This is a genomic window from [Flexibacter] sp. ATCC 35103, assembly GCF_001975985.1.
In the GTDB taxonomy this organism is placed as follows: domain Bacteria; phylum Bacteroidota; class Bacteroidia; order Flavobacteriales; family Flavobacteriaceae; genus Flavobacterium.
Genome location: NZ_MTQF01000006.1, coordinates 112,001 through 137,400, shown reverse-complemented (window position 1 = coordinate 137,400; position 25,400 = coordinate 112,001). Strand labels below are relative to the sequence as shown.

Annotated in this window: 12 protein-coding genes; all 12 read left to right on the top strand. The window is 35.4% G+C overall.

Going from position 1 to position 25,400, the window contains the following annotated elements; translation table 11 throughout:
- The first annotated feature begins 30 nt into the window (after positions 1-30).
- The 12 genes from BXU01_RS13935 (at position 31) to BXU01_RS13880 (ending at position 25,247) form a co-directional block, all read left to right on the top strand.
- Entirely contained in the window at positions 31-1,464 is a 1,434-nt protein-coding gene (locus BXU01_RS13935; RefSeq protein WP_255373771.1) for a sialate O-acetylesterase, read from the top strand.
- A gap of 281 nt (positions 1,465-1,745) precedes the next feature.
- Positions 1,746-4,076 (top strand): DUF5703 domain-containing protein, encoded by a 2,331-nt coding sequence (locus tag BXU01_RS13930; protein WP_083693765.1) that lies wholly within the window; start codon positions 1,746-1,748, stop codon positions 4,074-4,076.
- A gap of 7 nt (positions 4,077-4,083) precedes the next feature.
- Positions 4,084-6,537: a polysaccharide lyase family 1 protein gene (locus BXU01_RS13925; RefSeq protein WP_083693764.1), complete on the top strand. Its 2,454-nt coding sequence runs from the start codon at positions 4,084-4,086 to the stop codon at positions 6,535-6,537.
- 227 nt (positions 6,538-6,764) lie between these two features.
- Positions 6,765-8,786, top strand: coding sequence for a glycoside hydrolase family 127 protein (locus tag BXU01_RS13920; protein WP_083693975.1), 2,022 nt, complete (start codon positions 6,765-6,767; stop codon positions 8,784-8,786).
- A 172-nt stretch (positions 8,787-8,958) separates the two neighbouring features.
- Positions 8,959-9,945, top strand: coding sequence for a pectinesterase family protein (locus tag BXU01_RS13915; RefSeq protein ID WP_083693763.1), 987 nt, complete (start codon positions 8,959-8,961; stop codon positions 9,943-9,945).
- Positions 9,946-10,610: 665 nt separating this feature from the next.
- Complete coding sequence (locus BXU01_RS13910) at positions 10,611-13,997, top strand: SusC/RagA family TonB-linked outer membrane protein (RefSeq protein ID WP_083693762.1); 3,387 nt, start codon at positions 10,611-10,613, stop codon at positions 13,995-13,997.
- Between the two features lie 19 nt (positions 13,998-14,016).
- Positions 14,017-15,990: a RagB/SusD family nutrient uptake outer membrane protein gene (locus BXU01_RS13905; protein ID WP_083693974.1), complete on the top strand. Its 1,974-nt coding sequence runs from the start codon at positions 14,017-14,019 to the stop codon at positions 15,988-15,990.
- Between the two features lie 103 nt (positions 15,991-16,093).
- Positions 16,094-17,797: a polysaccharide lyase gene (locus BXU01_RS13900; protein WP_083693761.1), complete on the top strand. Its 1,704-nt coding sequence runs from the start codon at positions 16,094-16,096 to the stop codon at positions 17,795-17,797.
- 126 nt (positions 17,798-17,923) lie between these two features.
- Positions 17,924-18,595 (top strand): DUF3826 domain-containing protein, encoded by a 672-nt coding sequence (locus BXU01_RS13895; protein WP_083693760.1) that lies wholly within the window; start codon positions 17,924-17,926, stop codon positions 18,593-18,595.
- Positions 18,596-18,716: 121 nt separating this feature from the next.
- A complete protein-coding gene (locus BXU01_RS13890) occupies positions 18,717-20,426 on the top strand; it encodes a polysaccharide lyase (protein ID WP_083693759.1) in 1,710 nt (569 codons plus the stop codon).
- Between the two features lie 124 nt (positions 20,427-20,550).
- Entirely contained in the window at positions 20,551-23,709 is a 3,159-nt protein-coding gene (locus tag BXU01_RS13885) for a DUF6298 domain-containing protein (protein ID WP_255373770.1), read from the top strand.
- A 131-nt stretch (positions 23,710-23,840) separates the two neighbouring features.
- Positions 23,841-25,247: a glycoside hydrolase family 140 protein gene (locus BXU01_RS13880; protein ID WP_083693973.1), complete on the top strand. Its 1,407-nt coding sequence runs from the start codon at positions 23,841-23,843 to the stop codon at positions 25,245-25,247.
- Positions 25,248-25,400 lie beyond the last annotated feature (153 nt).

The following is a 25,400-nucleotide window of genomic DNA, read 5'->3' as shown; positions in this document are numbered from 1 at the left end:
TGAATTCTTGGCGGAAAAAAGATATCGAAAATGAAGAATATTAAACACACCTTTATAGTAATTGTAATGTTTTTTTGCACTTTCCAAATCAATGCAAAAATCAAATTGCCTGCTTTGTTTACCGACAATATGATGCTGCAGCAAAAATCAAATGCACCAATGTGGGGCTGGGCAGAAAAAAACGGAAATCTGACAATTAAAACTTCGTGGAATTCTAAAGTCTATAAAATAAAAGCGGATAATTCCGGTATGTGGAAAACACAATTACAAACACCATCATTTGGCGGGCCATTTACAATTGAAGTTACAGAGGGAACAGAAAAAGTAATTGTAAAAAATGTTTTGATAGGCGAAGTCTGGCTGTGTTCAGGACAATCAAATATGGAAATGCCATTAAAAGGTTTTCAGGGACAGCCTGTAACAAACGGAAACGAAATTATCGTAAGATCAACCAATAAAAACATTCGATTGATTACGATTCCAAGAGCGACGGTTTTAGAACCTTTGGATGATTTTGAAGGAAAATGGGAAGTTTCTTCACCAAAATCGACTTCAAATTTTAGTGCAACAGCCTGGTATTTTGGATCGCTTTTGCAGGAAGTTTTAGATGTTCCCGTGGGATTAATTCATGTTTCATACGGCGGTTCAAGCATGGAAGCGTGGATGAATCAGGAAATGCTGAAAGATTTTGCAAGCGCCAAAATTCCAACGACGAAAGAAGAATTGGTAAAAGATCCAAATCGTGTACCGACGACTCTATTTAACGGAATGCTTTCGCCTGTAATTGGTTACGGAATCAAAGGTTGTATTTGGTATCAGGGCGAATCAAATTACGAAAGAGCTTCTGAATACAAAGATTTAATGAAAAAAATGGTAAGCAGTTGGAGAACACTTTGGAAACAAGGCGATTTTCCCTTCTATTATGCTCAAATTGCTCCTTTTAATTATGCCTCTTTTCATCCAAAAGATTATGTAGAAAAGTATAATTCGGCTTATTTGAGAGAAGCACAATTGAAAGCTTCTAAAGAAATTCCGAACTCAGGAATGGCAGTTTTAATGGATGTTGGCGAAGAAAATAACATTCATCCAATGGATAAGGAAAAAGGAGGAAATAGACTGGCTTTTCAGGCTTTGGCTAAAACATACGGAATCGAAGGCTTCGAATTTGAAAGCCCAAAATACAAATCGATGGAAATAAAAGAGGGTTCGGTAACGGTTTCTTTTGATGATGTTGCCAACGGAATTACTTCTTATGATAAGGAAGTTACAGGATTTGAAATTGCCGGAGAAGATAAAGTGTTTTATCCTGCTAAAACTGTAGTGAGAAGAAAATCTGTGGTTTTAAGTTCTGATAAAGTGAAAAATCCAGTTGCTGTACGGTATTTATTTAAAGATTTTGCCAAAGCAGAATTGTTTAGCGCAGGTGGTTTACCAATCTCTTCGTTTAGAACTGATGAATGGTAAATAATAATTGTTAATTGTGAGTTGTTAATTATAAATTGTGAATTTGACGCATAGTTTGTCATTTCGACGGAGGAGAAATCGAACGCGAAACTCCGTTACTAAAAGCAACAATCTTTGTCGAATTTCTAATGTGATTTCTCCTCCGTCGAAATGACAAAAAAACAAAAAACAACAAACCAACAAAGAAGAAAAATAAATCTGCTCAATCTGCAAAATCTGCGAGAGGGATTTTTTATTAAAAAAACCTGTAAGGTTTTAAAAACCAGAAGGAAAATAAAAAAATGAAAAACATAATAATCATATTTTTTCTCTTTTCAATGCTTTATACCAAAGCGCAAATTCCTGTGCTCGAAAACTACAATCAGATCTGGAATACGCAAAGCAATAATGCATCAGAATCGATGCCTTTGGGCGGTGGCGATATTGGTTTGAATGTATGGGTAGAAAAAGGAGATTTATATTTTTATTTTTCCCGCAGCGGAACTTTCGATGAACATAATACTTTATTGAAATTGGGGCGTATAAAAGTTACTTTAACGCCAAATCCGTTTAAGGATATCGAAGGCTTTAAGCAGAAATTAGTTTTGAAAGACGGCTATGTTTTAGTAACTCAAAATGATACTAAAATCAAGCTTTGGGTTGATGTTTTTAAACCTATAATTCATTTGGATTTAGAAAGTAAAACGGCGCTGCAAATGACGGCTTCTTATGAAAACTGGCGTTATAAAAACAGAGAATCAAAAGGAAAAGCAAACAATGCAAATTCATATAAATGGGCACCTCAGGGCGAAATTATCACTTACAAAGATTCTGTTTCGTTTGAAAATAACGGTGTAAAATTCTACCATAGAAATAGAGAAAATACTGTTTTTGATGTTACGGTAAAACAACAAAAATTGGAATCGGTAAAGGATCAAATGATGAATCCTTTGGCAAATCTTACTTTTGGTGGATTCATGACGGGAAACAATCTAAAATCTAATGGAACTTACACAGGAACGTATCAAAATACAGATTTTAAAGGTTTTAATCTTTCGAGTATAAAACCGTCTAAAAAACATGATTTGGTGCTTTATTTAAATACGAGTCAATCTGATTTTGAAACATGGAATAACGGATTGAAAAATCAAATTTCGGCAAACAAAAACATTTCAAAACAGGCAGAAAAAAAGACCATAAAATGGTGGAATGATTTCTGGAACCGCAGTTTTATTTTTACTCAGAAAAATCAATCGATTGAGAAAGATTCGGTATATCAAATAGGTCAAAATTATCAGTTATTTCGATATATGTTGGGTTGTAATGCTTACGGAAAATATCCAACAAAATTCAACGGCGGACTTTTTACTGTTGATCCTGTTTTTACGAATTCGGATTTGAATTTTACACCGGATTTCAGGAATTGGGGCGGAGGAACAATGACAGCTCAAAATCAGCGATTGGTTTATTTTCCAATGGTAAAAAGCGGTGATTTTGATATGATGAAATCACAATTGGATTATTATCTGTCTTTACAAAAAAATGCCGAATTAAGGAGCAAAGTATATTGGAATCACAATGGAGCATCTTTTACGGAACAATTGGAGAATTTTGGTTTACCAAATCCTGCTGAATACGACTGGAAACGTCCCGCAGATTACGATCCGGGAATGGAATATAATGCTTGGCTGGAATATGAATGGGATACTGTTTTTGAGTTTTGCCAAATGATGCTGCAGCAGAAAGAATATGCCGGAGAGGATATTCAAAAATACCATTCGTTTATTATAAGCTGTCTTCGGTTTTTTGATGAACATTATCAATATCTCGCTAAACAAAGAGGCAGAAAAGCTTTGGATGGAAACGGAAAATTAGTTTTATATCCGGGTTCTGGTGCCGAAACCTACAAAATGACCTATAATGCTAATAGTACAATTTCGGCTTTACAGGTAATTACAGATAATCTTTTAAGTCTTTCATCGGCACAATTATCGAAAGAAGAAGTGGAGTATTTAAAAGGTTTTCAAACCAGAATTCCACCTTTAAATTTTGGTACAATTGAAAATCATAAAGTTTTAGTTCCTGCAAAATCGTGGGAAAGAATTAATAATTCTGAGGTTCCGCAATTGTATCCGGTTTTTCCGTGGGGAATTTATGGCGTTGGAAAACCTGATTTGCAAACCGCTTTGAATACCTGGAAATACGATACGGATGCCATAAAATTCAGAAGTCATATAGGTTGGAAACAAGATAATATTTTTGCTGCAAGATTGGGTTTGACTGAAGAAGCGGCAAAATACAATTTATTAAAAATGTCGAATTCTGACCGAAGATTTCCGGCATTTTGGGGTCCGGGTTTCGATTGGGTTCCCGATCATAATTGGGGAGGATCAGGAATGATTGGTATGCAGGAAATGCTTTTGCAAGAAGCGAATGGAAAAATCTATCTTTTTCCGGCTTGGCCAAAAGAATGGAATGTTCATTTTAAATTACATGCCAAACAAAATACAACCGTTGAAGCGGAACTTGTAAATGGCGAATTGAAAGTTTTGAAAGTGATTCCGGAAAATAGAAAAAAAGACATAATCAATCTTCTGAATACATCAGAAGAAGAAAAAATAAAACAAAATTAAAAAAAACATGACCAAAAAATTATTCAGTTCATTTGCCCTGGCATTACTTTTTGCCGCAAACGGACAAGCACAATCAGCTGAAAAGCAAATCGTAAAAGTCGATTTTGACTTTTTTCAACGAAGATTAGAAGAAGTTCATGACCCAGGTTATGATTCCTGGGTGATTAACGACGCAAAAGAAGCCGAGAAATCATTCAATAATCTAACCTTTAAACTAAAAGGAAACTTTACTTCAAAATGGTATAAAGTAGGAATGAGCGCACCATATTATAATCGATTAGGAAGCGACGGATTGGTAACGGCTGAAAATCTGGAATTAAAAATAAGCGGATTAAAAACAGGAAAACATACACTTTTAACCTTTCACAATGCTTTTGATGTGATTACAGGAAAAACATTTTCGCCAATAAAAATTTACGTAAACGGAAAACTGCAGGAAACGGTACAGGCGAGTCAAAGAGCAAATGCCAAAATAGAGGCAACAATGGCTTATATTACTTTTAATGCCGTAAAAGCCAAAGATGTAATCATTCGTTTTGAAATTGACCCAACAACAAATCCGGATGTTGTCAAACAAATTGTAATCAATGGTTTTGAGATCGATACGCCCAACTTAATGAATCAGGCACGTTCACCTGAGCCAAAAAACAGAGATGAACATGTTGTCGTGGCAGATAAAACTACAATACTAAAATGGAACGCTTCAAAAAAGGCTGTAGCACATAAATTGTATTTTGGAGAAGATTCAACTGCGGTCACAAATGCAACTGATGCTTCAAAAGAATTTAAAGGCAAATTAACCAATAATACTTTTCCTGTTGCAGATTTATACAGTGGTTCAACTTATTACTGGCGCATCGATGAAGTCGACGCAAAAGGTGAGATAACTTTAGGAAACGTCTGGTCGTTTAAACCGGCACAATTGGCTTTTCCGGGAGCTGAAGGTTACGGCCGTTTTGCAGTGGGAGGAAGAGGCGGAAAAGTTCTGGAAGTAACAAATTTAAATGATGATGGTCCGGGAAGTTTGCGTGACGCTGTAAATCAGCAAATTGGTCCAAGAACAATCGTTTTTAATATATCTGGAAATATTAAACTGGCTTCAAGATTAGTAGTAAACCAACCTTATATTACAATAGCAGGTCAAACTGCACCGGGAGAAGGAATTACGATTAGCAGAGCGCCAATTGGACTTACGGGAAATGATGGTGTTGTTCGTTTTTTGAAAGTTAGAATTGGTGGCGGAACTACTTATGACGGAATGGGATTAACGGGAGCAAATTACAGTATAATCGATCATTGCTCGATTAGCTGGACGATCGACGAATCATTTAGTTCTCGTGGTGCACATCATATCACATTACAGCGAACTTTAATTTCTGAGGCCTTAAATGTGGCTGGACATGATAAATACGAAGCAGGAAAAATGCATGGTTATGCAGCAACAATTGGCGGTGATATTGGTAGTTTTCATCATAATCTACTGGCTCATAATTACGGACGAAACTGGAGTATTGGAGGAGGATTAAATGGAGATGGTTATTATTCAGGTAAAGTAGATATAACAAATAATGTGGTTTATAACTGGGGACACCGCACAACTGATGGTGGTGCAAATGAAGTGAATTTTGTAAATAATTTTTATAAACCGGGCGCTTCAACAGGAATTTTTGTTGCCTTAAATGCACAACATGAAGGAGTTGGAAAAGGAATGCAGCGTTATTATTTTAACGGAAATGTAATGCCGGGCTATTTTGATGAGAAATCTCAGGAAAAAGGCAGAAAAATGACGGTAACAAATAAAGAAATAGTGGAGTATGAAACGTTTGTCGATAAGCCATTTTTTGAATCATTCGTAGAAACACAATCGGCGAAAGCGGCTTATAAAAATGTACTTTCTGATGTTGGTGCCAATCAGCCTTTTTTTGATAAACATGATAATCGAATTGTTGATGAAACCCTAAAAGGAACCTATACGTATAAAGGAAGCAAAAGCGGTTTAGGCGGAATGATCGATAACGAACAAGATGCGGGAGGATGGCCAAATTTTGTTTCAGAAACGCGTCCGGCAGATTGGGATACAGATCATGACGGATTGCCAAACTGGTGGGAAAAAGCTCTTGGTTTAAACGAAAACTCTAAAATTGGAGATTTCTCTGATGCTAATTCAGATATGGATAAAGACGGATTTACGCAGTTAGATAATTATTTAGACTGGATGTTAACGCCTCATTATTTTGTGAATTCCGGTGAAAAGAAAGTGCTTTCGGCTGAAGATTATTTTAAAGGATATGAGAATAAACCGGTCTATACTTTCTCTGATCTTAAAAATGGAAAAGTAATTCTAAAAGGAAAAGATATTGAGTTTACATCCATAGAACCAGGATTCGCTTCTTTTATATTGACCGTAAAAGATGCTGATGGAGATTCTATGAGCAGAACGATAAATTTCTTTGTGAAATAAAAAAGGTTTCACACAGATTTAAAAGGATTTAAGCAGATAATTACAGATTTTAATTTAATCCAAAGCAAATGAAAAAAATCTGCCAAATCTGCTAAATCTGCGAGCTATTTTTTTCTCACGCAGATTTAGCAGATCTAGCAGATAAAAAATCCGTTTTTATCCGCGTTTTGCCAAGGGCAATCCGTTTTATCAGCGTTACAAATCATTACAATACAAAATATTCAAAAATGAAAAATAACATCATCATATTATCAGCTTTGCTTTTTTCAAGTACTTTTATGGCGCAGAATAAAGGTTTGGTTGCCAATTCGAATAGTCCATACTCTAAATTACAAAGTGTGAGTTTAGAGGATGTAAAATGGACAAATGGTTTCTGGAAAGAACAATTTGATGTAGAAACTAAAAACACTTTGCCCTATATGTGGAATTTGTATCATAATGATTCTGTTTCGCATGCTTATAAAAACTTCGAAATTGCAGCTGGTTTAATGAAAGGAAAATTTAGCGGACCTTCATTTCATGATGGTGATTTTTATAAAATTTTTGAAGGAATGGCAGCTACTTATGCCGTTACAAAAGATAAAAAACTAGATGCAGAAATGGATAAAGCCATTGCACTTTTTGCTAAAGTACAACGCAAGGACGGTTATATTCATACTCCGGTTTTAATTGATGAGCGCTGGGCAACTTTAGGTCCTGAAGAAGTAAAAAAACAATTAGGATTCGAAAAATACAATATGGGACATTTGATGACTGCTGCCTGCATTCATTATCGTGCCACAGGAAAAACTAATTTCCTGAATATTGCAAAAGGTGTTGCGGATTATTTATATGATTTCTACAAAAAAGCCTCACCGGAATTGGCTCGAAATGCTATTTGTCCATCTCATTATATGGGAATTGTCGAGATGTACCGAACAACTAAAAATCCAAAATATCTGGAATTGGCGAATAATCTGATTGATATTAGAGGAACAACCAATGACGGAACCGATGATAATCAGGACAGAATTCCGTTTAGGCAACAAACCACGGCAATGGGTCATGCGGTAAGAGCCAATTACTTGTATGCCGGAGTTGCTGATTTATATGCAGAAACCGGAGAAAAGAAATTATTGGATAATCTCGAATCGATTTGGGATGATGTCGCGTATCGAAAAATGTACATTACCGGAGCTTGCGGAGCTTTGTATGATGGAGTTTCTCCGGACGGAACTTCATATGATCCTACGGTAGTTCAGAAAATTCATCAGGCATACGGGCGTCCGTTTCAATTGCCCAACGCTACAGCGCATACAGAAACATGCGCCAATATTGGAAATGTATTGTGGAATTGGAGAATGCTGCAAATTACCGGAGAAGCAAAATATGCAGATATTGTCGAGTTAACTTTGTATAATAGTGTACTTTCCGGAGTAGATTTAGAAGGAGAAAAATTCTGTTACAACAATCCTTTGAATGTCTCTGATGATTTACCTTTTCAGCAACGATGGGGAAATGAGCGCGAAGGATATATTAAGTTATCAAATTGCTGTGCTCCAAACGTAACCAGAACAGTTGCCGAAGTTGGAAATTATGCTTACAATCTTTCAAAAGAAGGTTTGTTTGTGAATTTATACGGAAGTAATCATTTGAATACTAAGACTATAAGCGGAGAATTGCTTGAAGTAGAACAGCAAACTAATTATCCTTGGGACGGAAAAATTGTTCTAAAGATATTAAAAGCGCCAAAAGAAACTCATGCTTTCTTTTTAAGAATTCCGGGTTGGAGTAGCGGTGCCGAAGTTTCTGTTAATAATTCTAAAGTTGAAGGTAAAATCTTTTCAGGAACCTATTTTAAACTGGAACAAAAATGGAAAAAAGGAGACGTTATCGAATTGAATATTCCGATGCCGGTAGAATTGATGCAAGCGAATCCTTTAGTAGAAGAAATTAAAAATCAGGTTGCAGTAAAAAGAGGTCCGTTGGTTTATTGTCTAGAATCAGATCAACTTGCTGCAAATTCGAGTGTAAACGATGTCATCTTAAACCTAAATTCAAAATTCAAAACAGATTTTATAGAATTAAGAAATAGAAAATTATTAACCATTGAAGCAAGTGCTACAATTGCAGCTAATAATTCATGGAACCAAATACTTTACAACCCTATTTCGGCTAAAGAAGAAAAAGAGATTACTGTAAAATTGATTCCGTATTTTGCGTGGGGAAATAAAGGCAAAGGTGAAATGACTGTTTGGATGTCGCATTAAGAGTAAAATTATTTATTGTAAAAAACATTCCTATTTTCTGTAGAGACACACAGCAGTGCGTCTTACGTATTTTAACCAAACTGTTATTGTAATTTTTTGAATAAAATGAGATATACACGACGTAGACGCACCGCAGTGCGTCTCTACAATACTGAAACCTTAAACTAAAACTATGAAATACATTTTAACATCATTTTTATTAATAACTACTTTTTTATCAGCACAAACTATCGATAATAAGTTGGCATTAATCGTTGCTCAAGATGATTCTGGAGATTTTAGAACCATTCAGGAAGCCATAAATAATGTTAGGGATAATTCTGTTAAACGTGTTATTATAACTATCAAACCCGGAATTTATACAGAGAAATTGGTTATTCCGTCTACTAAAACATTTATTACCTTAAAAGGGTCAGATAGAAATAAAAGCGTTATTTCTTTTAATGATTATTCAGGAAAACCCCTTAGAGAAACAGATGCTTCGGGCAAGACAGCATTTGGGACTTCTACATCCTATTCTTTTTTGATTCAGGCAAATGATTGCACGCTCGAAAATCTTACTGTCGAAAATACGGCTGGAAGAGTAGGACAGGCCGTTGCCTTGCATATCAAAAGTGATCGCGTAATCGTGAAAAATTGTAACATACTGGGAAATCAGGATACACTTTATTTATCTGAAGGAAGTGTTCGTACTTATTTTGAAGATTGTTTTATAAATGGCACAACCGATTTTATTTTTGGAGCTGCGACAGCTTATTTTTATAAATGCACGATCGAAAGTTTGATCAATTCTTATATCACAGCAGCTTCAACGCCTAAAGATCAGATCTATGGTTTTGTTTTTACAGATTGCAAACTTACTGCCAAAGACAATACAGTCGATAAAGTTTTTTTGGGAAGACCCTGGAGGCCGTATGCTCAAACGGTTTTTATAAATACTGATATAGGTTCGCATATTGTACCCGAAGGCTGGAATGAGTGGATTGATACCCGATTTCCGAATAAGGATAAAACTGCTTATTATGCTGAATATGCCAGTACAGGAAAAAGTGCAAAAAACATATCCAAAAGAGTTTCTTGGTCGCATCAGCTTAAAAAATCAGATCTTAAAAAATACAACAGAGATTTGGTTTTGAATGGATGGAATCCGAATAAATAAGTAGGAAGAAATTGTAGTTTTTATCAAATTATTCTTGTTCAAGAACTACCTGTTCTTTAAAGGTTAAACAAAATTTTGTTTTTTTTATGTAATAAAATGTCCATTGAAATTTATTGGTCAGAAATTACGTTTAAAAAACATTTTTTTTTTCTACGACCAGGACTAAGTTTATGTCAATGTTTTAAGGAATGTTGTAGGTTTTTTATACAATTTTAAAGGAGATTTTGCCAAAAATCCGTAAGTATATATTTGCGAAATATATTCTTTAATCATTTCGTTATCAAGCTTCAACTAAATCAATTTTACGAATTAAATAACGTATAATTGTTTTTACTGTTTTTTTTTCTTCTTTTTAGATAAAAGTACTTTTTGTATTGGATAATAGTCAAACTTATTCTTCATTTTTTCTGATACATACATTTTTTCTTTATTTTTTTTATTAATATTGTTTTTTTAAGTGTAATTTTTTGGCATAATAGTATTGAAGCAGGATACTACAGGACGGTTGTAATACGCAATCGTTATATTTTTGGTTCAAAATTAATAAATGTGTTTTTAACATTTAATAAATACTTTAAGATTACTTTACATTTTGTTTATTAGATTGAAAGCATATTAAACATGACTAACACTAACAATTACTAACCTAACCAAAAAAAACATTTATGAAACAAGCACTTATAAAGAGATGTAGTTTTCTTTTGTTTACAATGATGACGGTGATGAGTTATGCTCAAAACACAGTCACTTACACTATTGTAACTGTAACAGGAACTGTTACTGACAATCTAGGAGGTCAATTACCTGGAGTTAACGTAACTGAAAAATCTACAAAAAACACAGTCACGACAGATTTTAATGGACAGTATACAATTAAAGTAAAAAGTGGGGCAACTTTAGTTTTTTCTTTCATTGGAATGAAAAAATCAGAAGTACCATTAAATGGACGTACAGTTTTGAGTACAAAATTAGTAGAAGATTCTAATCAACTTGAAAATATAGTTGTTGTAGGATATGGTACGCAAAGGAAAAAGGAGCTTACCGGAGCAATTGCTACTATTAAACCAGATGATTTGATGGATTTGCCTGTAACTAATTTATCTGATGCTTTAAAAGGATTAGTTCCAGGACTTGCAGTAACTGGAGGTTCAGGACGTCCTGGAGATGCTGCTAGTATTCAAATTCGTCAAACTTTTGGATTCTCTAAAGATGGAAACTCCACTATACCATTAATAGTAATTGATGATATGGTTCAGGTTGATCCAGCTACTGGTAAGGCTACATTAGATGCTTTTAACAGATTAGATCCGTCGGAAATTGAAAGTATCACTGTTCTAAAGGATGCATCTGCAGCTATTTATGGTTCTCGTGCTTCACAAGGTGCAGTGGTTGTTAAGACCAAAAGAGGTAAAGCAGGTAAAGCTAAGTTTAGTTATAATAGTCAATTTGTTGTTAATGATGCTGTTAGTCATACTAAAACGATGAGTGCCTATGAGTTCGGAGTTTTTAATAATAGATTTTTAACGGGGCAAAATCCAACTATTGCTCCAGCGAGTTTGTTTTCTGATGCTGAATTAGAACAAATGAAAGGTTTAAATTACGATTGGTTAAAAGAAGCATGGAAACCTGCTATTCAACAAAAACACTCCTTTAATATAAGTGGAGGAAGCGAAGATATTACGTATTTTGCAGGAGCTACCTACTTAACGCAAGATGCAAACCTTGGTTATCAAAAATATGACAAATGGAACTATCGTACTGGAATTAATGCTAAAATTGCAAAAAACTTAGATTTCTCTGCTTCTATTTCTGGAACTTCTGCATTTATTGATAAATCATTTACTAAGGCATCAGCAAATATCAGTGATGGCGGTTATGGAACTGCAGCTGGTGGGGAACAAGCTGATTATGGCTACTTGGTGCACATGCCTAAGTTTATTCCTTGGGAAACAACAGTGGATGGTAAACATTATTATATGTCTCCATTTCCTAATACGAATAAAAATTTTGGAAGTGCAAATGCAAATAATAATATTGCAGGATGGAATTATTTTGCCAATCTGAATAATGGTTCACACCAAACTACTGATGATTCATCTTTTAATGTGAATGCATCGCTGAATTACAAAGTAGCTGCAGTTAAAGGTTTATCTTTTAAAGCGACTTTTGCAAGAACTAAAAATTCTACCTATTCTGAGCAAATTCAATTACCATACGACCTGGCAAGAATTACAAATTATCAATTACAGGATAATCATCTTGCTAGTGCAGCCTATCCTAGTGCTACTATTAAAAATCCAGAGGTAGGTGGTATTATTGACTATGCTATAGAAACCAACGTTAGAAATGCAAGGGTATATTATAATAGTAATTTTTCTAAAAGTACTCAGGCAGACTTTTTTGCCAATTATAACAGAACTTTTGGAAGCCATCAAATTAGCGGAATGTTTGGTATTGAAAGATCAGAATCTGATTGGTCAAGCACTCGTTTAGCCTATACAAATACTCCTAAAGATTATCTTGGCGATTGGCGTACTGCAGGTATAGTTGATACAGGTAACTCTACAGCATTAAAAGGAAATAATGCAACACTATCGTATTTTGGAACTTTAAATTATAATTATCAATCAAAATATTTAGTGCAATTTCTTATACGTAGTGATGCTTCAACCAAGTTTGCACCAGAAAACTACTGGGGAACTTTCCCTTCTCTTCAATTAGGTTGGGTAGCATCTAAAGAAGCTTGGTTCGAAAGAAACCTGCCAGAAGTAAATTTCTTTAAATTAAGATATTCTATTGGTAAAACAGGAAAAGACAACCTACAGCCGTGGAAATGGTATCAATTCTATGACCTTACTGTAAATAAAGGTTGGCAATTTGGACCAAATGGAGGCCAATTAGGATCAGGATTGACTCCTAAAGTAAATCCAAACAGAGATGCAAAATGGGATTCAACTTTAAAACATAACCTTGGTTTAGATTTGGCTTTTTTAAAAAACAGATTACAGTTTACAGCAGATTTTTATTATGATATAACAAAGGATATGTTGACCGATATGGGTAGTGCTACAGGTGTACCAATTTCTATTGGAGGTGCATTTGCAGAACAAAATTATGCACATGTTGATGCTTGGGGATCAGAGCTTAGTATTAATTGGAGTGATAAAATAAAAGGTAAATTAAGTTATGATGTGGGTATAAATTTTAGTTATGCAGATAATAAAGTAGTAAGATATCCGGATCAGGGAAATTTACTTCCATCAAATAACACGCGAAGAGAAGGGTATTCAGAAGGATTTAATCCAGTATGGGGATTTAAAACCTGGAAAGAAACTTCTACTGGAGACGGTATTTTACGTACAGATCAGGATATTACAAATTACTGGAATTACTTAACTCAAAATGCAGCTGCAGTTGGTGGTACGCCAAGCTATTTAGGCTTAACTGATCCTACTAAAATTCAGAAAGGTTCATTGGCTTATCAGGATGTTGCAGGAGTATTAAATCCTGATGGAACATTAACCGGACCAAATGGTCAGATTCTTGCAGGAAATGATTATGCTAAATTAGCAAAGAGCAGCAGAACATATGGATTTAATACTAATTTGGGTATGAAATACAGCAACTTGTCTGTAAGAACTCAAATATCAACCTCCTGGGGTGGAGCAAATTTTGTTGACTTAGTGAGTCAGTCAACTGCGAGTGCTAGCAATATGTGGGCACGTGAGCCTTTCTGGAATGATATGTACGGAGCTGATAATCCAAATGGAAAATATCCTAATTTGGCACAATCAGGTGTATTAAATCCTTCTGATTTTTGGCAACTGAGTACTTTTCGTTGTTTTATTAGAAATTTAACAGTAGCATATGAAATTCCTAAGCAGGCTCTGGCTCAAACTAAAGTGCAAAATATTTCAGTAGGTATAACCGGTAATAATCTTTGGGATCTTTATAATCCTTATCCAGGGCATTATCGCAATATGTACGACAATTCTTCTGCAGGTTATCCTACTCTTAGATCATGGTCGTTTAATTTAAACGTTTCATTTTAATTTAAATTCGATGTCAATTATGAAAACAAAATTTAATATATATATAACTTTAGCATTTGTGCTTGTTTTAGGTGTTTCTTGCAGCGACAATTTTCTGGAAGATGTAAAGCCTATCGGGCAGTATGATGATTCCTTTTATCAAAGTCAGGAACGTGTACAAGCGTATGTGGATAATCAGTATTTTGAGTTTTTTGCATCTTTTAAATCACCAACATCAAGTGTGATTGGAGTTTATACAGATGCAAATACCAAATTGACTGAAGAAATAGGAGGAGTTCAGGATTATACAAATCCAAGTAAAACACTTAATACTCCGGATGTTGCTAAAGACTATTTTGGTGCAAAGATTGGTGCCGGTATTGTTAATAATGCCTATACCAGAATTAGAGAATGTAATAATTTACTGGAAGATATTGATGTAAAAGGAGCTGCTTTAGATAAGACATTCCGTGATCAGGCAAAAGGGCAAATGTATTATATGCGTGCTATACAATATTTTGATTTAATGCGTACTTATGGTGGTGTTCCTATTGTTACAACAGTTCAAAATCCATCTGTTGATGATGAAAGTATTAAACTCCCAAGAGCAAAAGTATCTGAGGTAGTGGCGCAAATAATAAAAGATTTAGACATGGCTGCCAGCTTATTGCCGGGAGATTGGAATTCTGCAAATTATGGACGTTTTACAAAAGGGGCAGCTTTGGCTCAAAAATCCCGAGTATTGTTGACCTATGCAAGTCCTTTATTTAATAAAAACTGGGATGGTTCAAATGAACGTTGGCAAGCTGCTTTAGATGCTGGACTGGCAGCAGAAAATCAACTAACACAAAATGGGTACGGATTATACGGAGGTAATATTAAAGATTGGGAAGCTATGTTTTTGATTGACAATCTTAAATGTAGAGAAGCAATAACCGTTCAGCTTTTAGGAAATGCAAATGCTGACATAACTTTTAACGTAAACAATAACTGGGAAAAATCAATACGTTTACCAAGCCAGGGAGGAACAGGAGGAGTTTCGGCTCCTAAAGAAATGATTGATTTATTCCCACTGGCAGATGGCAAGAGACCTACTGCAGCTAATGGTTATAATGATTTTACTTTCTTTCTTAATCGTGATCCAAGATTTTACAGAACATTTGCTTTCTCTGGTGAAAAATGGGGATATAAAGAGAATGCAAACGCAGTTCTTTGGTCTTATCGTTGGCTGGATAACACCGGTAAAGCTTATTTCAATGATCTTAATACCACATCGACAAGTCCTGCATTTGTTAGAAAAATGACCAATACCACAGCTACTAATACAGTAAATTATGCTTATTCGCCAACGGATATTATGGAATACCGTTATGCAGAATTGCTATTGAATATTGCTGAATGTTATGCAGCTTTGGGACAAACAGGAAATACTTTAGCTTATCTAGGAAAAATTAGAGCTCGTGTTGGAATTCCGTCTGCAAATAATTACGGAATTGGTACATTAGGGGACAAATATGCTGCTATTGAAGCCGTATTATATGAGCGTAGAGTTGAGCTTGCTTATGAAGGGAAACGTTTTTGGGATGTACAGCGTTGGATGCTTTATGATAATGAAGGTCTTCCGGGAGTTAATGCCGGTACTGTAAGTAAATTAGGTTTAGCACCTATTAATGGTACACAACGAACAGGGAATTATTTGCAATTCAAAACAACAGCAACATCTGCTGATCCTTTGGCCACTTTGCGCGCAAGTATTGTTGTTGATCCGGATGCAGCTAATTTTCAAACCCAATTAACAACTTTAGCGACATTTTATAACAATAACTTTGTACGTGCAAATTTAGTTACACCTATGGATAACGTTAGTGGAGCAGCTGTTAAAATTAAATTCAATCCTAATTATTATATAAGTGGTCTTAATACAACTGCTTTAACTTCTAATCCATGGTTATTGCAAACTATCGGTTGGAGTGATACTACTGGAGGTATCGGAACTTTTAATTACCAAGAATAGTTTTGGCCACTAAATGATTTATTAAAACATAAAAAACGATCACCTGTATTTCTAAAAATACAGGTGATTTGTTTAAAAAGAATTACCATAATTAAAAATTAACATGAAAAATTCCGTATTATTTATTCTATTTCTGGTTGTCGTGGGAAATTTCGAGTGTTTCGCTCAATATCCAAAGCTAAGTGCTGAAGTTCAGGCACAAGAAAAGGCAATTAAAGAAGAAGCTTCAAGACTTTCTGACGAAGCTTGGGAAAAAGCACTTGTAATTATAGAAGAAGAAGCCAGACATGGTAAACCATATATTCCGTGGGCATCAAGACCAAATGATTTACCTCAGGCAGAAATTCCTGCATTTCCAGGAGCTGAGGGTGGAGGAATGTTTACTTACGGAGGACGTGGCGGAAACGTTTACACAGTTACAAGTCTGGAAGACAGAGGACCGGGAACTTTACGTGAAGCCTGCGAAAAAGGAGGAGCCAGAATAATAGTATTTAATGTTGCCGGAATTATCAGAATAAAAAGTCCGCTAATTATTCGTGCACCTTACATTACCATTGCCGGACAAACAGCTCCGGGAGACGGGATTTGTATTGCAGGAGAATCCGTATGGATTGATACTCACGATGTAATTATCAGACATATGCGTTTTCGTCGTGGAGAAACTTTCGTAGGCCGTCGTGATGACGCTATTGGAGGAAATCCTGTTGGAAATATCATGATCGACCACGTTTCTGCAACTTGGGGATTAGATGAAAACATGTCTATTTACAGACATATGTACAGCCCTGGAGCAGGATATCCGGATGAGAAAAAACCAACCGTAAATATCACCATTCAAAACAGTTTATTTGGGGAAGCTTTAGATACATACAACCACGCATTCGGGAGTACTTTAGGAGGAGAAAATTGTGCTTTTGTTAGAAATATGTGGGCTAATAATGCCGGTAGAAATCCTTCGATTGGATGGAACGGAATTTTCAATTTTGTGAATAATGTCGTTTTTAACTGGTACAACAGATCAACAGATGGTGGTGATTATACCGCCAACTACAACATTATCAATAATTTTTATAAACCAGGACCCGTTACAGATTTAACACAGCCTATAAGTTACAGAATCTTAAAACCGGAATCAGGAAGAAGCAAATTGCCTTATATGGTTTTTGGACGAGCTTACGTAAACGGAAATGTGGTAAACAATAATGATAAAGTAACGAAAGACAATTGGGATGGCGGAATTCAGATAGAGAATAAAAAAGGGGAGCTAATGACATATGACGATGCCAAGGATTATTTTGCCAAAATGAAAAGCGACAGACCATTTCCAATGCCTTGGTTTAATAAATTCATGACTGCAGAGGAATCGTATGATTTTGTACTTAAAAACGTAGGAGCCACTTTACCAATCAGAGATAAAGTAGACGAAAGAATCGTAAGAACCGTTAAAACCGGAGTTCCTGAATATGCAAAAGGATTAGAGAAAAAAACATTTTACCAATTCGAACACAGACGTTTACCTATGGATTCTTATAAACAAGGAATTATTACAGATATTTCTCAAGTTGGCGGATATCCAGAATACAAAGGAAAACCTTATGTAGACACAGACAAAGATGGAATGCCGGATAAATGGGAGAAAAAACACGGATTAAATCCAAATGACCCTTCAGATGCTAAAACCGACTCAGATAATGACGGATATTCTAATATCGAAGAATACCTGAACGGTACAGATCCAAACCAAAAAACAGACTGGAAAGATCTAAATAACAATCACGAAACCCTAACTAAGTCTTTACAAGAATAGTTTAGAAATAATTCAGAAAAAAAATCTACCAAATCTACTAAATCTGTCAGAGAAAATTAGCAAACAGGTTTTGTAGATCTGGTAGATTTTAAAAAAAATAGCATTGTAATTCATAATTTTATTAAAATGAAGTCAATAAAAAAAATAAGTGTTTTGATAATGCTTTTGGTATTTTTTACCAGCATCGCACAACAGCATTTAGATCCGGAATATATCAAAGTAACTAACGAAAGAGCGACTAAAATTGTCGATAAATTAGGATTGAAAAATCCCGAGAAAGAAAAAGCTGTTATAGATATCGTTGCACAGCAATTTAGGGATCTAAGCGAAATTCAGGATGGGAGAGATGCCGAAATCAAAAAGATAAAAGAAGACACCGGTTTAACAAAAGAAAAGCAAAACGAAAGCATCGATAAACTAAAATCAAAAGCAGATCAATCTATTGATAAACTGCATAAAGCCTACCTTAAAAAGTTGGGAAAACAACTCACCGAAGATAAAATTACCGAAGTGAAAGACGGAATGACCTACGGCGTTTTGCCAATTACGGTTGCAGGTTACAACGACATGCTGCCTAATTTGACCGCTGCACAAAAAGATTATATTTATAAAGCCTTAGTAGAAGCCAGAGAACATGCTATGGATGGCGGATCATCTAAAGAGAAACACGGTTGGTTTGGAAAATACAAAGGAAGAATCAATAATTATTTATCAAAAGAAGGTTACGATCTAAACAAAGAAAGTGCCGATTGGCATAAACGCCTTGAAGAAAGAGAAAAGAATAAAACGAAAGAATAAATTCTAATTTTAGGACTAATGGGTTTTAAAAATCTGTTAGGGAGTTTTCAGTCGCAGTCTCAGTTTTCAATGTATACGGAGACTGCGACTGAAAACCATAAAACTTTACATATCAACCCTCATGCAAAATAATTCTACACACAGCATTCTGAAACGAACATTAATTGCATTTTCATTCTGTTCCGTTTTTTCATCAGTGTATGCCCAATATCCTCAGATTCCAAAACCACTTCAGGAAAAAGCCGATGCATTATTGGCAGATGAAGAGAAAAGGTTAAACGAAATCTGGACTTCCAATTATAGTATTATTCAGGCCGAAGCAAAACTTGGGAAACCTTATTTACCATGGGCATCTTATCCAAAAGATTTTGTTTGGGCAGATATTCCTGCATTTCCCGGTGCCGAAGGCGGAGGAGCATTTACGCAGGGAGGAAGAGGCGGAAAAATATTTGTAGTTACCAGTTTAGAAGACAGCGGTAAAGGTACCTTTCGTGAAGCTTGTGAAGCCGTTGGAGCAAGAACAATTGTGTTTAATGTTTCCGGAATTATTCAGCTAAAAAAGAGAATTAGCATGCGTGCGCCTTACGTTACCATTGCCGGACAAACAGCTCCTGGTGACGGAATTTGTATTGCAGGAGAAACTTTAGAAATCGACACACACGATGTCATTATCAGGCACATGCGTTTTCGAAGAGGTGCTACAGAAGTTACCCGCAGAGATGATGCGCTGGGCGGAAACCCAATTGGGAATATTATTGTAGATCATTGCTCTGTAAGCTGGGGATTAGACGAAAATATCTCTTTATACAGACATCAGTTTCAAGCCAATGACAAATCAAAATTAGAGAAATTGCCTGCTTGTAATATTACCATTCAAAATACGATTTCGTCTGAAGGTTTAGATACTTACAATCACGCTTTTGGTAGTACTATTGGCGGATTAAACAGTACTTTCATGAGAAATCTATGGGCTGATAATATCTCCAGAAATGCTTCTATCGGGATGTATGGCGACTTTAATTTCGTAAATAATGTCATCTTCAATTGGTGGAATCGTTCCCTTGACGGAGGAGATTATCGTTCGATGTTTAATATCATCAATAATTATTTTAAACCCGGACCAATCACACCTTCAGATCAGCCTATTCGATACAGGATTTTAAAACCTGAATCAGGATATATGACACCTAAAACATATGGAAGAGCTTATGTTGACGGGAATTATATAGTAGGTTCACCAGAAGTTACAGCAGATAACTGGAATGGTGGCGTACAATTAGAAGATCAATCAGAAGCTGAAACTAAAGAGTATTTAGAATTTATCAAACAGCCGAAAGCATTCCCGATGCCACATATCACCATTATGAAAGCAGAAGAAGCGTATGAATTTGTACTGAATAATGTTGGCGCAACTTTGCCAAAAAGAGATGCAGTAGATGAAAGAATCATCAAACAAGTCCGTACCGGAAAAATTGAAACTAAAGACGGATTGGAAAATGCTATTGGCAAAGAATTCATTAAAAGAAGATTACCCGCAGATTCCTATAAAAAAGGAATTATAACCCATCCAGATCAGGTTGGCGGTTATCCTGTTTACAAAGGAAAAGCCTATAAAGATTCTGATAATGACGGAATACCGGATGCCTGGGAGAAAAAATTCGGATTAAATCCAAATGATGCTTCAGATGCCAATAAAGATTCAAACGGAGACGGATATACCAACATCGAAAAATATTTTAACGGTATAGATCCAAAATCTAAAACAGACTGGACAAAAACGGAAAATAATACAGATACATTATCGAAATTATCAAAGGGATTATTGCAGTAAAAATTAGAGAATAGAATAAAGAATATAGAAAATAGACAGTAGAAAAAAATAGATTAGCTTTGGAAAGATCTATATTCTTTACTCTATTTCCTATATTCTAAAATTTGAAAAAGCTAAAAGTAAAATGAATTTTACCCAACTAAAAAATATAATTCCTCTTCAAAAAGATAAAATGATTTTGTCTGCTTTTACTTTGCTTTTTTGCATTAGTAATATCACAGCACAAAACTCATTTCCTGATATTGTAAAAACCAAAGAAGGTAAACTTTCTTTTACAGCAGACGCAAAAGGAAATCAGGTTCCTGACTTTTCTTATGCCGGATATATGGCTTCAGAAAAAGCGATTCCGAATGTAGAGAATAAAATTTTTGTTCCGAAACAAGAAGAAGATGCAACCCAAAAAATTCAGGCAGCGATTGATTATGTTAGTAATCTAAAACCCAATAAATCAGGTTTTCGAGGTGCAGTACTTTTAGACAAAGGAACTTTTAAAATTAGCGGAACATTATTCATTAAAAAATCAGGAGTTGTTTTACGCGGAAGCGGAAACAATGAAACCGGAACCATTCTTTTAGGAACCGGATTAAAAAGAGAAGCTGTCATTAGAGTTTTAGGAATTGATGATAAAAAATTAGGCGAAACTTTTGAATTCAATACAACTTATTCACCACTCGGAACAAAAACAATTCAGTTAAAAAATGTCTCAAAATTAAAACCATTTGATGAAATTATCATTACAAAACTTTTAGCCGATAATTGGATTAAAGAGTTAAAAATGGATGATTTTGGTGCAGAAACCGGTTGGGTTGGCTGGAAAAAAAATGATTGGGATATTACCTGGAATAGAATCGTAACCAAAATTAATGGCAATGAAGTAACACTAAATGCGCCATTAACAATGACTTTGGATGACGTTTACGGAACTGCAAAAGTTACAACATATACTTGGCCGGGAAGAATCGAGCAAATCGGAATTGAAAATATTCTGCTAAAATCAACTTATGATACTTCAAAACCAAAAGACGAAGAACACAGATGGTTAGGAATTAGCATTGAAAACACAAAAAATGCATGGATCAAACAAGTTAATTTCAAACATTTTGCCGGAGGAGCAGTTGCGTTATTAAAATCGGCACAACAAATTACAGTTGAAGATTGTATCGCAACAGAACCAGTTTCTGAAATCGCCGGTTTTAGGCGACATACTTTTTATACCGAAGGGCAGCAAACCTTGTTTCAGCGTTGCTATTCAGAATACGGTTATCACGATTTTGCAGTAGGCGGATTTGGAACAACAGGTCCAAATGCATTTATTCAATGCCAATCTTATTTACCTTTTAATAATAGCGGCGCCATTGGCAGTTGGGCAACCGGAGTTTTATTTGATGTTTCGTATGTAGACGGACACGCTTTAAGTTATAATAACAGAGAACAAAACGGAAGAGGCGCAGGCTGGACGGCTGCAAATAGCGTTATTTGGGAAACTTCGGCTTCTAAAATAGAATGTTATAGTCCGCCAACAGCGCAAAACTGGGCTTTTGGAGTTTGGGGCGGAATCATGGCTGGCGATGGACATTGGAAAGATGTCAACGGTCATATCAGTCCGAGAAGTTTGTTTTATGCACAGTTAGAAACTCGTTTAGGAGAACTTCCTGTAAAACCGTTTATTTATGATTTAGGCTCAGAACCTTCATCAAGTCCAGCTGTTGAAGTGGCACAGGAATTAACCAAAAATTCACATGAACCAAAAAAAAGTTTATTAGAATGGATTGCCGAAGTTTCAAAATCAAATCCAATTGATACGAACAATTCAGGTCTGAAAAACGCCAATGATTTAAAATTAAATACGACACAAAATAGTGTTTCAGAAAATAAAGTAATCACTAAAAATGGCTGGCTGACTTATGATAATAAAGTAATTGCCGGAAATAGATTAAGCGTGCCGTGGTGGCGGGGAAGTCTTAGAGATAGTGATATTTCTAAAGCATTGCCAGATGTTACAAGATTTGTTCCGGGAAGAACAGGAACCGGATTTACAGATAATATCAGCGAAGTCACAGATTATTTGAATGCCAATAATATGGTGGCTTTAGAACATAATTACGGATTATGGTACGAAAGAAGAATGGACGATCACGAAAGAGTCCGCCGTTTTGATGCCGATGTCTGGCCGCCATTTTACGAACAGCCGTTTGCAAGAAGCGGTCAGGAATTTGCCTGGGATCAGCTGAGTAAATATGATCTGACAAAATTTAATGATTGGTATTGGGAACGCTTATCACTTTTTGCTGATTTGGCAGAAACCAAAGGACAATTGTTAGTCAATCAACAATATTTTCAGCATAATATTATCGAAGCCGGAGCACATTGGGCGAGTTCACCGTGGCGTTCTGCAAATAATATAAACAGTACAGGTTTTCCGGAACCACCGCCATATGCAGGTGACAAACGTATTTTTATGGCAGAACAGTTTTATGATGTGACCAATCCGGCAAGAAGAAAATTACATCAGGGATTTATCCGTAAATCGTTAGAAAACTTTCAGGAAAACAGTAATGTAATTCAGTTAACAAGTGCCGAATATACAGGACCACTTCACTTTATGCAGTTTTGGATAGATGAAGTTCAAAAATGGAAAGACGAAACCGGTAAAAAAGCAATCATTGGATTAAGCGCCACAAAAGATGTTCAGGATGCTATTTTAAATGATGCACAAAGAGCTAAAACAGTAGACGCAATTGATATTCGTTATTGGTATTATAAAGAAGATGGATCTGCATATGCACCGCAAGGCGGAGTAAATCTGGCACCAAGACAACACGCTAGAAAATTAAAAACCGGAAAAGAAACAGACGATCAGGTGTATCGTGCTGTTAGGGAATATCGCGAAAAGTATCCTGAAAAAGTCATTTTATATTCAACAGACGGATCTTCAAGATTTTGTTGGCCGGTATTAATGGCGGGAGCTTCTTTGCCAAATATTCCAAAAATTGAACTTCCTGTATTTTATTCCGCTTTAAGCGAAATGAAATTAGTTGCCGGAAATACGTTTTCAGACAATATATGGACATTAGAAAATAGCGGAAAAAGTTATCTTTTCTACATCAAAAATGAAAAAGAAATTTCAGTTGATCTTTCTGATTTCAAAGGAGATTTTGAAGTATACGCAATCAACGCCACAACAGGAAATTTTACTAAAAAAGCAAACATAAAAGGAGGAAAAACAGTAGTAATTCCACAATCTGAAATAAAAGAAAAAGTACTTTTTGTAGTCAAGAAATAAAAAGTTTGATAGCCACGAATTCACGAATTAAATCTGCAAAATCTGCGTGAAATAAAGACAAAGATTATAAAAAAATAATTCGTGAATTCGTGGCAAATAAAACAAAAAACATAATTCAAAACCAAACCAAAATGAATCTGAAAATTAAATATCTATACACCCTTTGTATAAGCTTTTTGCTAACAGCGCAAAGCGGATATTCTCAATCTGCGGAAAAAACAAAAGGCACTTTGCCGAAAATTAAAGTTTCAAAAAACCAGCATTATTTCGTAACCGGAGATGAAAAACCATTTTTCTGGCTAGGAGATACAGGTTGGTTAACATTTGGAAAATTAGACAGAGCAGGAGTAGAGAAATATTTTAAAGATAGAAAAGATAAAGGATTCAATGTTGTTCAGGTCATGGTTTTGCATACCTTGAATGTGACCAATGTTTATGGCGATATGGCTTTGATTAGTGAAGATGTTTCTAAACCATTGATAACAGCAGGAAATAATTTTAAGAACCCGCAAGAATACGATTATTGGGATCACGTTGATTATACTTTGGATGTGGCACAGAAAAACGGAATCTATGTTGCAATGGTTCCGGTTTGGGGAACAAATGTTTCAAAAGGAAATAAAGTAAGCAAAGAACAAGCAACAGAATATGCTAAGTTTTTAGCAAACCGATATAAAAACAGAACCAATATTATCTGGCTTAACGGAGGAGATACACACGGAAATGAATTCATGGACATCTGGAATGCTATAGGAAGTACCTTGAAAACAAATAATCCGGATCAATTAGTAACATTTCACCCTTTTGGAAGAACAGATTCTTCTGAGAATTATCACAATGCTGCTTGGCTTGATTTTAATATGTTTCAGTCCGGTCACAGAAGATACGATCAGGATACATTGAAAAATTCTTTTAAAGAAGACAATTACAAATTCGTTCAGAGAGATTTAACTTTAAAACCAAAAAAACCAACACTTGACGGAGAGCCATCATACGAAGGAATTCCGCATGGACTACACGATACTTTACAACCAAAATGGACATATAACGACGTAAGACGTTACGGATATTGGTCGGTTTTTGCAGGAGCTGCAGGATATACTTACGGACATAATGCTGTAATGCAAATGTTCAGAAAAGGCGATAAACCGGCTTACGGAAACAAGGAATTATGGACAAATGCGATTCATGCACCAGGAGCAAAACAAATGGTTTACTTTAAAAAATTAATGTTGAGTTTTTCTTATTTAGACCGAGTTCCGGATCAATCTTTAATCGCAAATCAAGGCGAAAAATACGATTATCTAATAGCAACAAGAGCAAATAATTATGCGCTCATTTACACTTATACAGGTAGAAAAATTGCTGTAAACATGGCAAAAATTTCCGGTGACAAAGTAGCCGCAAGCTGGTACAATCCAAGAAACGGAAAAGAGACAAAAATTGGCATTGTTGCTAATAAAGGAGTTCAGGAATTTCAGCCTTCAGGAGATAAAAAAGATGGAAATGACTGGGTTTTGATATTGAAATCGAAGTAACAACAAAGTATGTCATTGCGAGGAACGAAGCAACCTCACTAAAACAAGCCACAAAGATTGATATTGCAAATGTGGTTGCTTCGTTCCTCGCAATGACATAAAAAGAGAATAAAAAATCCGCGCAATCTGCCAGATCTGCGTGAAACAAAAAAT

Bases quoted from the DNA above. Each gene is read 5' to 3' on its own strand.
- BXU01_RS13935 (WP_255373771.1), top strand. From the start codon at position 31: ATGAAGAATATTAAACACACCTTTATAGTAATTGTAATGTTTTTTTGC.
- BXU01_RS13930 (WP_083693765.1), top strand. From the start codon at position 1,746: ATGAAAAACATAATAATCATATTTTTTCTCTTTTCAATGCTTTATACC.
- BXU01_RS13925 (WP_083693764.1), top strand. From the start codon at position 4,084: ATGACCAAAAAATTATTCAGTTCATTTGCCCTGGCATTACTTTTTGCC.
- BXU01_RS13920 (WP_083693975.1), top strand. From the start codon at position 6,765: ATGAAAAATAACATCATCATATTATCAGCTTTGCTTTTTTCAAGTACT.
- BXU01_RS13915 (WP_083693763.1), top strand. From the start codon at position 8,959: ATGAAATACATTTTAACATCATTTTTATTAATAACTACTTTTTTATCA.
- BXU01_RS13910 (WP_083693762.1), top strand. From the start codon at position 10,611: ATGAAACAAGCACTTATAAAGAGATGTAGTTTTCTTTTGTTTACAATG.
- BXU01_RS13905 (WP_083693974.1), top strand. From the start codon at position 14,017: ATGAAAACAAAATTTAATATATATATAACTTTAGCATTTGTGCTTGTT.
- BXU01_RS13900 (WP_083693761.1), top strand. From the start codon at position 16,094: ATGAAAAATTCCGTATTATTTATTCTATTTCTGGTTGTCGTGGGAAAT.
- BXU01_RS13895 (WP_083693760.1), top strand. From the start codon at position 17,924: ATGAAGTCAATAAAAAAAATAAGTGTTTTGATAATGCTTTTGGTATTT.
- BXU01_RS13890 (WP_083693759.1), top strand. From the start codon at position 18,717: ATGCAAAATAATTCTACACACAGCATTCTGAAACGAACATTAATTGCA.
- BXU01_RS13885 (WP_255373770.1), top strand. From the start codon at position 20,551: ATGAATTTTACCCAACTAAAAAATATAATTCCTCTTCAAAAAGATAAA.
- BXU01_RS13880 (WP_083693973.1), top strand. From the start codon at position 23,841: ATGAATCTGAAAATTAAATATCTATACACCCTTTGTATAAGCTTTTTG.